This window comes from Cupriavidus sp. 2SB, assembly GCF_005503625.1.
Lineage (GTDB): Bacteria > Pseudomonadota > Gammaproteobacteria > Burkholderiales > Burkholderiaceae > Cupriavidus.
On the sequence record NZ_SCMX01000040.1, the window covers coordinates 49,199 to 61,870 of the forward strand.

The 12,672-nt window shown below is 58.0% G+C and carries 10 protein-coding genes and 1 tRNA gene; 6 read left to right on the forward strand and 5 right to left on the reverse strand.

Annotated elements, in window-relative coordinates; translation table 11 throughout:
• The first annotated feature begins 60 nt into the window (after window positions 1-60).
• Both FFS21_RS18790 and FFS21_RS18795 read left to right on the forward strand, forming a co-directional pair.
• Window positions 61-154, forward strand: a tRNA-Ser gene (locus tag FFS21_RS18790).
• Window positions 155-271: 117 nt separating this feature from the next.
• The gene (locus FFS21_RS18795; protein WP_137926291.1) at window positions 272-1,966 is read left to right on the forward strand and encodes a site-specific integrase; all 1,695 of its coding nucleotides are present in this window, start codon (window positions 272-274) and stop codon (window positions 1,964-1,966) included.
• Between the two features lie 121 nt (window positions 1,967-2,087).
• On the opposite strand, the gene FFS21_RS18800 is transcribed toward FFS21_RS18795, so the two are convergent.
• A complete protein-coding gene (locus FFS21_RS18800) occupies window positions 2,088-2,360 on the reverse strand; it encodes a helix-turn-helix domain-containing protein (protein WP_137926292.1) in 273 nt (90 codons plus the stop codon).
• Between the two features lie 13 nt (window positions 2,361-2,373).
• On the reverse strand, window positions 2,374-2,619 hold the full coding sequence (locus FFS21_RS18805) for a helix-turn-helix domain-containing protein (RefSeq protein WP_137926293.1): 246 nt from the start codon (window positions 2,617-2,619) through the stop codon (window positions 2,374-2,376).
• 538 nt (window positions 2,620-3,157) lie between these two features.
• On the opposite strand from FFS21_RS18805, the gene FFS21_RS18815 reads away from it, so the two are divergent.
• The 4 genes from FFS21_RS18815 to FFS21_RS18830 all read left to right on the forward strand — a co-directional run bounded on the left by FFS21_RS18815 (window position 3,158) and on the right by FFS21_RS18830 (window position 5,569).
• Complete coding sequence (locus tag FFS21_RS18815; protein WP_137926295.1) at window positions 3,158-3,676, forward strand: 3'-5' exoribonuclease; 519 nt, start codon at window positions 3,158-3,160, stop codon at window positions 3,674-3,676.
• A gap of 265 nt (window positions 3,677-3,941) precedes the next feature.
• Complete coding sequence (locus FFS21_RS18820; RefSeq protein WP_137926296.1) at window positions 3,942-4,268, forward strand: hypothetical protein; 327 nt, start codon at window positions 3,942-3,944, stop codon at window positions 4,266-4,268.
• Between the two features lie 369 nt (window positions 4,269-4,637).
• Window positions 4,638-4,970, forward strand: coding sequence for a UPF0175 family protein (locus FFS21_RS18825; RefSeq protein ID WP_137926297.1), 333 nt, complete (start codon window positions 4,638-4,640; stop codon window positions 4,968-4,970).
• A gap of 311 nt (window positions 4,971-5,281) precedes the next feature.
• Entirely contained in the window at window positions 5,282-5,569 is a 288-nt protein-coding gene (locus FFS21_RS18830) for a barstar family protein (RefSeq protein WP_137926298.1), read from the forward strand.
• Between the two features lie 1,093 nt (window positions 5,570-6,662).
• On the opposite strand, the gene FFS21_RS18835 is transcribed toward FFS21_RS18830, so the two are convergent.
• Genes FFS21_RS18835 through FFS21_RS18845 form a run of 3 tightly spaced genes read right to left on the reverse strand, consistent with a single transcriptional unit; the run spans window position 6,663 to window position 11,988 of the window.
• The gene (locus tag FFS21_RS18835) at window positions 6,663-10,694 is read right to left on the reverse strand and encodes an NACHT domain-containing protein (protein ID WP_137926299.1); all 4,032 of its coding nucleotides are present in this window, start codon (window positions 10,692-10,694) and stop codon (window positions 6,663-6,665) included.
• Between the two features lie 29 nt (window positions 10,695-10,723).
• A complete protein-coding gene (locus FFS21_RS18840; protein ID WP_212745249.1) occupies window positions 10,724-11,083 on the reverse strand; it encodes a DUF6375 family protein in 360 nt (119 codons plus the stop codon).
• A 32-nt stretch (window positions 11,084-11,115) separates the two neighbouring features.
• Entirely contained in the window at window positions 11,116-11,988 is an 873-nt protein-coding gene (locus FFS21_RS18845; protein ID WP_212745250.1) for a radical SAM protein, read from the reverse strand.
• Between the last annotated feature and the right edge of the window lie 684 nt (window positions 11,989-12,672).

Genomic DNA, 12,672 nt, shown 5'->3' on the forward strand with positions numbered 1-12,672 from the left:
CACCTGCCTCGCTAGAATACGCGCTTCGTTGTGTGGCCTCCCTCGCACAACGCAGGTTTGGGAGACGTGGCCGAGAGGTCGAAGGCACTCCCCTGCTAAGGGAGCATCTGGGCTAAAACCCGGATCGAGGGTTCGAATCCCTCCGTCTCCGCCAGAAGACAGCCCGGCCCCTGCGGGGGCCGGGTTCTGGTTTCACAAGGGGCTCTTACGCTCTCACCACCGTACCACGCAACGTACCAGACGGCGTACCATGCATGGAGAGGTGGATCCCATGAAATCCCGTCGAACTCCCACATATCTTCACACTCGCCCGGACAGCCAATTCCCAGCGTTCCGCTATACGGTGCGCAGGGAAATGCTGCCGTTCTGGAGCGGCCCCAAGGTTATTTGCGTGAGCCTGCGCACCGCCGATCCCGTGCGCTGTCGTCAGTTGGTGGCCGACTATGTTAGCTATTACGATGCGTATTTCCAACGGCTGCGCGACGTTCACCTGCGCCCATGGTGTCAATTGGATGCCGGCAATGCGGGCAAGCTTAGCGCTGAGGTGAGTGGCACACTCGAGCAGGCGTTGCTGGACAGTGAAGCCCATGCGCGGCGGCAGGGATCTGCGCAGGGTGCCCTAGAGGGGCCATTGTTGGCCCGCAACGCGCAGCAGGAAGGGCTGCTGCCGCCGGATGCGCTGAGCGCGCACCAACTCTGCATGGATCGCGTGGTGGCCGATCTGGGGCGCCAGGCCGCGCAACATGACTACAGTGCGGCAGATCCGTTTCTCGACGCCCTGCTGCCGCACTTGCATATCAAAGTCGATCGCGAGCAGATCGAGTATCAGAGCCTTCGTCTGAGCGCTATGCAGGCCTTGCTGCAGGCGCATCGCAAGATCCAGCTCCGCAATACCGAAAGGTTGATGCCGGGCGCCAGCGTTGCGCCGACCATGGCGTCGCTGCCCTTGCCAATGACCGTTCAGCCGCCATCGTTCAACGTCGAGCCCGTCGCGAATGCCCGGCTTACGACGGAAAAGACCGGGCTGACCGTTGGCGACATCACGAATGATTGGATACGCGAGCGGGGGCGAAATCCGCGCACAGTGCTGGCCATGCGTGCCGCGGTAGCGGAGTTCGCGACCTTTGCCCAGATTACGCATGCCAGCGAACTGGCCAAGGCCAAGGCGGTCGCGTTCAAGATTTACCTGCTGGAGCATGGCTCGGCCCAAACGGCGCAGAAAAAGTTCGGTTTGCTTGCCGCCAACTTCAAGCTTGCAGTCGCCAATGGCCGGATCGAACATTCACCCTTTGATGGGGTTTCGGTATCGCTGCCAAGGAATCAACCCAAGCCCCGCGTCTCCTTCGATGCCGATGATGTTCAGCGTATTTTCAGTCATCAGATCTTTACTTCCCGCGCTGCCGTCTACTGCGGCAGCGCGGGAGGTGTCGCCGCCTTCTGGCTGCCGTTGATCGCTTGTTTTTCTGGCGCGCGATTGGAGGAAATCGGTCAACTCAAGCAACGCGATTTTAAGAAAGGCCTGGGCGTTCGGCGCCTCGACTATTTCGTGATCAACAACGCGGAGGGAAATGCCACTAAGACTGTCACTTCGAACCGCGATGTGCCCCTGCATCCCGTGCTGATTCGCTTGGGTCTGCTCGACTATGTGGCATCGCTGCCCGGTCCCGATGCCCCACTGTTTCCCGATCTGATGCGGAACAAGTATGGAAGCTTGACCGCAAATTTTTCTAAGTGGTTCGGTGAGTTTTTGCGTAAAGACGTGGGCATTACAGACAAGCGCAAAACCTTCCATTCGTTTCGTCACGGTTTTGCGACCAACTGGAGGGCGGGTGAACTGCCTGAGCACATCCGCTTTGTAATCGATGGACATGCAATGGGATCGGTCGGTGCGACATATGGCGAGACGCACTTGTCGTTAATGTCAAATTGCATGAACAAGCTGGTGATTGAGGGCTTCCCGCTTTAGCGGAGCTTCGGGTTGCGATTGAAGTCGCATTTCCGTGGGGGCGCGCACATGAAGGCATCGCCCAGTTATCAGTCTCGCACTGCGCCGGCGATGCGTGCGCACCCCGCCGGAACTGGCGCGTTCATTCCGACGTGGGGGAGGCGGGCGTGTCTTTCGCCGCCCGAAGCCTCTCTGCCAGCCAGATCAACAGGGAGAGCCGCACGCTCAGCGCTGCCGCGATGCGTTCCATGGTGCGCAGGGTGGGCGCACCATCGCCGCGTTCGACGCGACTGACCGCGGCCGTTTGCAGGCCCGCGTGATTGGCCAGATCGCGTTGATTCCATCCCATGGCCTTGCGCCGGATCCGCACAGCCTTTCCGAAAGCCTGCTCGATCGTCATGATCTGGCTCGCCATGGCAGATGGACGCCTATAGACCGGATGCCATGAGAAGGGTGGAGGGGGCGATATCCAGGGCGGCAGCAATCCGGATGAGATTGAGGATGGAAAGATTGCGCTCGCCGCGTTCGATCCGGCCCATATGGCTGCGGTCGATGCCGGTCGCATGGGCAAGAGCCTCCTGAGACACACCAGACGCCCGCCGGCGCGCGCGAACGGCCGCGCCAATGGCGGCCAAGTGTCCCGCATCGTCTTGTTTGACCGATACCCTTTGCATCCCGTGATGGTCACGGTATGATGGCCAATTGACCACGGCATTTACGACCCATTTGTCGTAGCCCTGGTCCTCTCGTTTTAAAGCATATGTTTCTTATTCAGGACGAAAATCGATTACCGCTGCAGTCGGAGATCGCCGGCGGTGCAGGTGTGTGGGCAGTGATGGAACAGTGGATGCCCGGCGACTTGCTGGTGCTTCGCGTAGCGGAGAAGGGCTCTCGTGCGGTACCACGCGTCGTCTGGATGGGGCTCACCCGGGGTGCAGTATCACTTGATCAGTTTCTTGGTGGCCCGAGCGTGTTGCGTGGGGCTGCCGTGGTGAGCACGAGTAGTGTGCAACGCGTTGACGACTGGCATCTGGATCCATTGCGTGAGATCCGAATCGGAGCGAGCGAATATAGCGAGAGCCACCAGCGCCTGCTCATCGTGACGCAGTTCACCACAACCGCCGGTCGCAAGTTCTCAGTACCCCACGGTGTCGCCACACGCTATCAGCGGGGCCGGCGTGTCTGGCATGCTCCCGCGGAAACAGGTATGCGATGACTGATACGCGCTTTCACGACGCGATGAATTGGTCGTGTTTGCCTAATCGCAGCAACGGTTGGGGCAACCGCTACTTCATTGACACGGAATTCAGCGACTTCCAGACGCCTGAGGTTCTGAGTATCGCAATTGTTGGAGAGAACGGATTCGAGTTCTATGGCGAGCGTACGGACTATAGCGAAACGTGGTGTAGCGATTTCGTCCGAGCGGTAGTGATACCGCAATTCGGCCGATTCGAGAGGAGAGCGATGATTCTGGAGCGGCTTAGTGAGGAGTTGCGTGACTGGTTCACAGACATTCCTGCTGCATCCAAACCTGTCCTCTGCTACGACGATGTATTGGACATCGACATGCTGCGCGTCCTGCTGAACGGGCCGCTGCCAGGCGCTTGGGCCTTCACGAACATTAGTGGTCAGCTCGACTCCGCACGACGGGCGGCATACTTTCTACGCCATGGCGGCGAGCACCACGCGCTGCACGATGCACGAGCCAACGCATACGCTTACGGCTTCTAGCTAAACACTCGGCCGCGTATTGCGGATGCCGTAACGCTGGAGGGCGCTACGTACTTCCCGCTGGCCGGGGGTCCGCCTGCGAGGCGGGAATGTGCGCCGAAAACCGAAAGCTCCGCCGATTCGTAGGCTAGTTCCGATGTGTAGCCAGAAAGCTCTTACGGCAACAGCGTCGCAGATCCAACAGACGCGTAGCGGTCCACATAACGCTTAAACAACGCAATGCTTAACCGTGGTAATCCATTTCCGCCAAAATGTTATAAATATCATGTTAAATAAACTGACTTCCAAGCCGACGCCTGAGACGCTGGAGGCGGCCTATGGTTGCGGCCTGCTGCGCAGGGACGAACTGCAACACGGTGTCTATTACCGCGGGCGCTGTCGAAACGCCTCAATTGCGCGTTGGCACGCTGGCATTCAACGGTTTGTACACTGGCGCACGAAATTCGGTGAACGCTATCTTGAAACGATCCGCCATCCGGCGGACGAGCCTGAATTCGACGCGTTCATTGTGCGGGGAGTCGTCGAAGATGTGGGAGAGGCCGCGATTCCCGATGATATCTTCAACGAAAGTGCCTCGTGGCGGGGACGCTGAAGCAAAGCACCTCGGCTGGGCCTGGGGCAGGAGATCATGGTTTGTGGAGAGCCTCAGTGACTGGTCATCGTGGCTCGGGTGATGCAATGGGTGCCGTCACATGAGCGGGCGCGCACTCCGTCTCTTGGCGTTTGAGAGTGGTGCCGCCTTTCCGGGAGTTATTTCTCCTGCCCGGAGGAACTGCTTGAGTAACGCAGATTGCGCAAGGCCGTTGCGATATCAGCCTCTTTATCACAACGCCGGCGTTGACCGTCTTTTGACAGAAATGGATCTTATACATCTGTTGGTGACGAGCAAAGAGCGCACGCGTGGGGCGATACCTGCCACGATGACTGGCTGAATACTGGGCAAACATGCTGAGGGGACGCCATGCATATCTTTTCGCTCAGCGAACTGCAGGAATGCTTGCGTGACCTTATTCGAGAAGCTGGGGAGGGGCGGCTTGCGCTCGTTACACGCGACGGACACCCGCTATTCGTCAGCGTGCCATTTACCGAAGAACTGCTTCAGATAGGCGTCCACGCTGCTCTGGCAGTCAGCTTGTTCAAAACCGGCGAGGTAACCTCCGTACGTGCCGCGAAGCTGGCACAGACGAGTCTATCGCAATTCCTGGAACAACTGAGTGCTCTGGGCATCGCTGTAGTTGACTACGATCCGGATGAATTGGCGCAGGAACTCGCCGCATTCAATGGTGCACAATGAACCGGATCGGCTGTTGTTGCTTCGGCCCTACGATCTTGCCTGTGGCTGACGTCTCAGCTCGCAAACACTAAGTCCCTCACTTGCCGACGGAGCGCCGGCCTGGCTTCGGCGTATGCCGCGGTCCTGCTCGCGGTTCCCGAGGAGTTTCCAAGTAAAAACTGCGTTTGCCCGTTTTACTTGGAAACAACGTCGGCGCGCCAAGTTCGGCACTAGTCGGGTATGTCGCGGCAGGCGCCCAGCGGCCGTCGCAGAACGACTGTGGATTCAACCGGTCGATGCAACACACTAGACTGCTGCATGAACAGTAGACCATGGCACGTCACGAAATTGTAGAGATCGAACTTGGTGACATTGAGTCCGTCGCGCAGTTGCACACGAGGTTGATGACGCAGTTGGAGTTTCCTGATTGGTACGGAAAGAACTGGGACGCGTTTTGGGATGCCATCACTGCGCTTGTCGAAATGCCCCTTGTTCTCCGGCTAAAGAACTGGATGGAATTCGAGCGACGTTTTCCGAGCGACGCGGAGCTGATGGTCAATTGCCTGGCAAATGCTGCTCGTCAGTATCCGTGCTTCGCATCGCGGATTGAGTGCTTTTGAAAGGACTGGCCCATAGTCAGCAAGTGCGGAGAATCCGGATCCGTTAGCTGACTCTCCTCGGACAACCCGAAGGTCCGTTCCTAGTTGCGGATTCAACCGGTCGATGCAACACCTAGAATCTGTGTGAGCAGCGGAGGTGTTGCATCGACCGGTTGAATCCGCAGCCGGTTTTGGACCTCTGCCGATTCAGGTGAAGGCTTTCCAGCGCCAAGGGCAACTACCGACATCATGCGACGGAGGTAGCTCTAGTCAACATCCTGCCGAGTTGTAAGGAAACGGGGGTCTTCCGCTGAGCGCCCCTTTAGGAATCGATCTAGCTCCCTTCGTGCGCCATCAGCATCGCCTATCCTCGCGAGCACGAACGCGAGCGCAATCGTATGCTGGGCGTAGTTGTAGAAGCCCAGACCTCCATTCGACAGATAGCTTCGCAACCATTCAAAGGCCCCGACGACATCCTCCTCCGAGTTGACTCGTCGCCAAAATTCGTCTGCCCGTGCGATTGCGGCTTCCACGACCGTTGGCGATTTCTCTGCAACGAACAGAATCAGCCTGAAGCGGTCAGCCATTCCGCCACATCGAAAGTCGGCTTTTGGACCGGACTCGGCCTACCGGCTGGCCGCCCGCCAGGGCCAACCGGCTCTGACCGACCCATTGCCGTCACTCACTCTCTGCAGTGCTACCGGCAGCTTGCGGTTCGGAAACGGCCATTGGTGGTCGCCGCCGCCGCCGAGGAAGGCTCATAGTGGGTTGCGTCGCGGACTGTCGTCAGTGCAGAGGTCTAATGCGCCTGAATGCGGCCAGGATCGCTAGGTCGATCACTCCGAACTCCCGCCCGTTGCCAAGCAGGACAGTGTTCTACACGTGGGTCAACATTCGATGCAAATTACCGGGTCTGGTGGGTCAGTTCTCAGTGCAACTCAACAACCCGGACCCCACATCTTGCTTTGTTGTCCGGCTAAATGAAGTACGGCCGCGATAATTTCTTTGGGAGAGCAAGGCTTTTCAAAGATTTCGAAGCGCTTTTGCGAGCTCAAGCCCTGTCATGATCGGCATCATGAAGTCTGTGACAATGACATCCGGCCGGATGCGCCAGTCATTCCGGATGTCCCCAAACAATCCACTGCTTGTGAATCTGTTGCCGAGTCGATAGGGTGCTATGCAGATCACGTCCGTCATTCGTGTGTCCGCGATAGTGCCGGCCACGCTCGCCCCACACCATCCAGACAAGTACCTGGCCGCTTTCCTCGAGGTACTTGCGCATCAGATCCGCGCGTAGATAGCTGACGTGGCCGCTAAGGGTGGTACTGTCTTCGCCAATTTCTCGAAACAGAGATGCCACGCCATTGACGTCATGCATGTCCCAAGAGCCAGGCCAGCAATGCAAATTGGCAGCTTGGCAAAGGTTGGGACTCGGCAACACTGCGCCGCTCGCATTGTTCAGTTCGCTGTGATAGCTTTCCCAGGCGTATTCATGAACTGGCAACTGGATGCTGACAACCAGACCGCGATCGTCGGGATGGGATAGTTCGACACGGTCGAAAGCGACTGTTCCGATTCCGTGCGCAGAGGTGAGACTCTGCGGAGAGCCTCCGAACGGCATCTCGCCTGCATAAGTATAGTAATGCTGCGTGACCTCTGGAATCGCCCGGTTCCCGGGATACTCCATGGCTTCAAAGAACTGCGACACCTTGTCGACGTCTTCGTGCTTCACGAGAAGTGCCCGGATGAACGTGAAGACGTTCCGATAGTCATGCTTTGCAGTTTCGTCGATGAAGCCGTCAATCATTACCCACTCCCCGGCGAGTCCCGGAAATTCGGTAAGCTGAAGTAGCGCCGCGTAGTCCGGTGTCGGCCCATGCTGTATCCATGCCACCATCTCGTCGGGGCTGGCGTCGAAGAGTTTTGGTAATGTCGGCTCCCACGACATGATAGGGCCCGGAAAGGATGGGTCGAGGTCTGCATCCGACGGGCGCTCGGCGCTGCCCCAAACATCAAGACGACCCTGGTCCTGGCGCCAACCCCACATCTCGAAATAGGCGATCCAGCCATATTTTTTCCCGTAGCGGTCGACCTTCCGTTTCTCGTTCCTTGCTGCGCGATAACCTCTATTTCTTGACCTCTCGGCGTCCTGGTACGCACTCGGCTCATAGCCGAGTTGGAGCATCCGCTCAACGATGGCGCGGCGGACATCCCTGTAGTCGACGTTTTTGTAGTCGTAGTTGTGTCGGTTGGGCACCAGCCTGCCCATTGTGTAGTTTCCGAAGTCCATGCTGATTGCCGCGTCGTCAGCTTCTTTAACTTGCGCGTCCGTGAAAGTGCTCGGGCCGACGAAGGGGTTCGGAAGCTGGGCAAACGGTGCAGTCAGATGTTGTGCTTCAGTGTCCGATATGCAAGCTGGCGCAAGACGTCGCGCCAGTGCAATGATTCCAAGACAATACTGCCGCGTCAGCGCGTGGCGCGTCGGCGATGGTGCGGCCGGAAGGAACATCCTGTCCAGGAGCGCTCGAGCGACGCCCGGCAATGCTTCGGCAATGGGCGATGACGGGAGCCCCCATGCGCTGAGAGCAATCCCATATCCGACCGCGCACATCCGCTCCGGTACATAGGGGTCCGGCGCAGTCAGGGACTCGACCATCAGGTCAAAGAATTCCGAGGGCCTTCTGAATGCGAGTGCACGCAGCGCACGTGTGGCGACGTCCCGTAGGTATCGGTGCGTCGTTGTTAATGTCCACATCACCCAGCGGGCCCGCACAATCTCGCGTACGTCAATGTTGTCCCGCTCCCATCGCACCCGCAGCGCCTCGAGGTCTTTCTCGATCTGTTCATCGTTTGTAACGATCCACTCCGACCACGACAAGTCTCTGTGGGATGTCCGCATCCTGCGAAGCAAATCGTCAAGAAAATGCGCGTCAAGCGGATGCGCGATGGCAGCCCGCGTTGATCGGAGCCGTCGAAACAGCGCCGTCGCAAACTTACGATTTACGCTCGCCTGCTTGGCCAGCTCTTGTACTGTTTCGCGATTGATGTGCGCGGGGTCAGCATTTGCGCTCCAATAGAGCGCTATCATAACCAACGGCTGGGGTGCAACTTGCCAGAGCTGTCGTCGCCGTGCCCTTGATGGAAACAGGTCAACCAGCGCGGCAAGTGTGTCGGATGCCAGCGTATGCCGATGTTCCTTGTTACCGGGATTCAGTCTGGCCGAGTTGGTAGGCTCGTTTAGCCATTCTTCGACGCGTTCAGACTGGAGAAGGTGCTCCGCAATCAGTTGGCCCGCCATGAAATCGTAGACCACGGCAATACGCTGACGTGAATCCTGAGATTCTACGCGCATAAGGATGCCTTCTGACTCGAGACTTCGAACCAAGCTCGCGTCCCACTCACCTCGGTCCCTCAATCCGGTGCGTAGTGCGCGAAAATCAATGTTGCGCCCATTTCCGTTCCATAGCAGTTCGCCGATCATCACAAGGGCTTCGCGAACATCTTCCCGGAAAATGCGCCTTGAGCTCGGCGAGGCGGCGGCTATGCGAATTGCTACCGCGTCAAAGTATCGGCTAAAAAGCGTGGTTAGTGAATTGGGAAGCGCCTCTACGCCGACGGTGTGCAGCCGCGCAGGATTGGCGACTTCGCAGAACATCCGGAGGGTCAGCGGATGATCCAGCTGTTCGAAAGGCAAGTCTGCATCTGTTGCATCGATCTTGTAGTGCTTGAAATAGTCTTCTCGTGCGGCGGGGTTATTCGCGAATCCCGTAAGCTCGACGCGTTCGATGTCCTCCGGCAGACATTCCTCGGCAAACTCCGTACGAAGGGTGACCACCAGCAGCACATAGGGGAAGCGATGCAGCAAGAGCTGTGCTGAGGCGAGCAAACCATTCCAGTCTCTCGGATCCTCGCTCTCGTTCAAGCCGTCAAACACAATTGGGATACGACGCCCCGCGCGCTGGCCTGCGCCGTCGACTGCTTCCAATAGCTGCTCGAAGGTCGGTACAGCATGTCCGGAGATCTTGAAGCGCTGGGCAAGCTGGTCAAGTGTCTGCCCTGCGTGAAGCGCGTTGCCGAGTATGAGCACGCCCCCGGGGGACCTATCCTCTGCCATCGTCAGTTTGATCGCGAGCTCCGACTTACCGTAACCGGCAGCGGCCAGGACAGCAACACTTTGCGCTGCGATAGATTCTTGCAACCGGGAAACCTGCTGCCTGGCCCAATGCAGGTCGGCGAGAACGTTGGCGCCCGTGAGCGAAGCCGGTGATCGCGCACTGCGCAATCTTGCCAGCGTTCTGCGATGGATGGCAGGCCATGAGATACCGGAGGCGACGAGTTGCCGGATTGCGGGAAGATCGCCGATGGCCAGCGCACCATACAGGTCTTCGAGCGCACCGGCGGTCGATCGCGCATCGTCAACCAACTTGGAGGCCTGCTCACGCAGCACGGTTGGAAGAGCTGGAAGCACACCGTCTATGTTGCTTGCGCCCGACCTGAGGTCTTGGGCGAGGGTTGCGAGGATATTCCAAGCGTCTTGGGCGCCGAGGTAGCGCCGCAGCATCGTTTCAACGGAAGCAACTTGATGTACCTCCGGCTGGAACTTGCGTTTCACTGGCGCAACTGCAAGCGCATGCTGTTGGGCCAGGCCGTCCGGCGTCAAGATAAGCTCGCCGAAATATGCCTCCTTGAGTATTGCCGCCGGACCAACAAGAAGCTCTGCAATATCGTCCGCTGTGGCGAGAGCCAACTTGAAGTTCGGGTAGTCTGGCTGCAACCCATAGAACCACTCCTGGTCGCCCCTCGTCAACTTGTGGCGTGTCCACAGGATCCAGTCGGTCAGGTTCGGCAGAGTCTCTTTGCTCTTTTCCAGACCTTCAACGATCTTGGCGCGCCGGGTACTACCAATCGCCTTGCCGCTATCAAGGGTGTACCATTTACATTGCCACCCGAACCAGCGCCCTGGCTGGCCCAGTGAGCAGGCGCTATGCAGTTTGAGGTGAAACTCAACACCCGCTTGGTTTGCCAGTTCCTTGAAATCACCATACTGCCCGTAATGCCGGCGAATCAGCCCACGAGCCAGTTTCTCGAAGTTCGTCTCTGCGGCACCCGGAAGCTGGCCAAACACATCCCAATTCACTGCAACCATCTAGACCCTCTTGGCTTGTGGTGTCTGACTTATTCGTCAGTACTGTGGTGATGCGCGGAAAACACCTCGACCCGACCTCCGGCGTCGACGAACAGCTTAATAAATGCCGACACGTCGGCTTCGTCGGTCCTGATTGTGATCACCGCGTCAATTCGCTCCAGGCTGTGATCTGAAACGAACTGTTCGATTTCCCCGGGGCTAAGTGAGTGGACCTCCAGCCCTATGAGCACTTGCCGCATCTCAGCGGAAAATCGCTGATCTTCGGGTTCGGCAAGGGACAGCATGGATGCCTCGTCTTTCTGTGCTTGATCGGTGAGCTTCTTTATCAGGTCCTCGACGTGCTCCGCGTCCCGCGCATGCTTGAAACGACCGATCAGAACCAGGTTCATGGAGTGTTCCGAGCCGTAGCTCGTCCAGATTTTCAATTTGCATCTCCTGTCACCGCGCGGAGGCGGTCGATGGCAGCAATGGCGCCGGCCTTGTCGATGGCGACTCCTTCCAAGGCATACGAACTCGGCCTGACGTGTCCGGATGCGTCGATGTGTACGTACGACATCAAGCCTTTCTCTTTGGGCAATGGATCGCAAGTCGGCATGCCCTGCGCACCGGCTTCACTGATAGCCAGACTTACGTCCGGCTTGGCGTTGTCCAACCATGATTTAAGCTTACGGGTGACCGCTGCATCAGCGGCGCCGACGCTATGTGTCGCCTGCTGGGGAAGCAGCAGTAGCTCTGATGCGCCGACTTCCATCGCCAATGCGGCCACGGCGTCCAGCTCGTCAATGGTGTTCGCGTTGATGACAACGTTGATGCCGAGTGGTGCCAGTTGGCGTGCGTCATGCAGCCGTGCGACCAGGTCGTGGAACGGTCGGCCTCGCAGGCGCTCGTAGGTACGGCCGACTCCATCTACGCTGATACGAATAAAGTGGACACTACCGCAGAGCTGTTCTAGCAGCCGAGGCACGAGACGGTGGCCGTGAGTCGTGAAGGTGATTGCCAGCTCAGTATCGCGAGCCGCAGAGCGGCAAATTTCGGCAAATGCGGGATGCAAAGTCGGTTCGCCACCGCCGAATCCAACGCCTAAACAACCGGCTGCGTCAAGCTCCGTCAGCCAGCCACCAAGGACATCTGCTTCCAAAGCTGCCCGATGCTTCGGCGCGTAGCAATACGAGCAATGCAGATCGCAAAGATTGGTAAGCGCGATGGAAACTTGTCGCGGCGCTTTGGACCACCGTTCCGGAGGAATTTGAACTTCGTCCAATAGTGCGTTGAAACCGCTTTTCCTATCAAACATATGCAGGCCGTCTGGCCCGTGCCTTGATTTCACGTTATGCCCTTAAATCAGTCTGTCCGAGCTTTTCGCGAAGTTCAACAGGCGCACCGGTGTCCGGGCGCGCGCGGCGCGTGTCATCACCGGAGACAACAACGCTGCGATAGCTTCGCAAGCCTTCTTAACGCATTTCTTGTGCAAATTGTAACGAATGAGGCGGCAATTTTCGCATAAAAGGGGAGTACGTTCGTAGCCGCGGACAAACGCTTTGAGCAAGGGGACCTGATTTACCCAGTTCGTTCATTCGATACGCTCGGGCGGGGCTCGGCGGTCGTCATGCCCGGGCATATCCTGACAGTATGGGATGAGGGCATCTGCTATCGCCTTCGTGGAAGACCAGTAAGCCCTCAGCCAGATGCATTGAAAGTGAGGGGTAAAATGATCTCCTTTCCATGCGCCACGGCCATTATGGAATTAACGTGTCATGCTCCGCGTTATTCCGCAATTTGATCCTGGCGAAATATTTTTCGGGTCGAATATGGCGGAAAAGACAGCCGGCGATTCAACGTACTGCAAGGCGGCCCCCTTCGAACGTGCAAAGCGCTGAAGCCTGCTGTCCAAGCTTTGCTCAAATGTCGTAGGGCTGGCCATTTACAGATGTCGGCACGGGCGTGCGGTTTGTGCGGGTTCGAAAGCTTTACGTGGGGG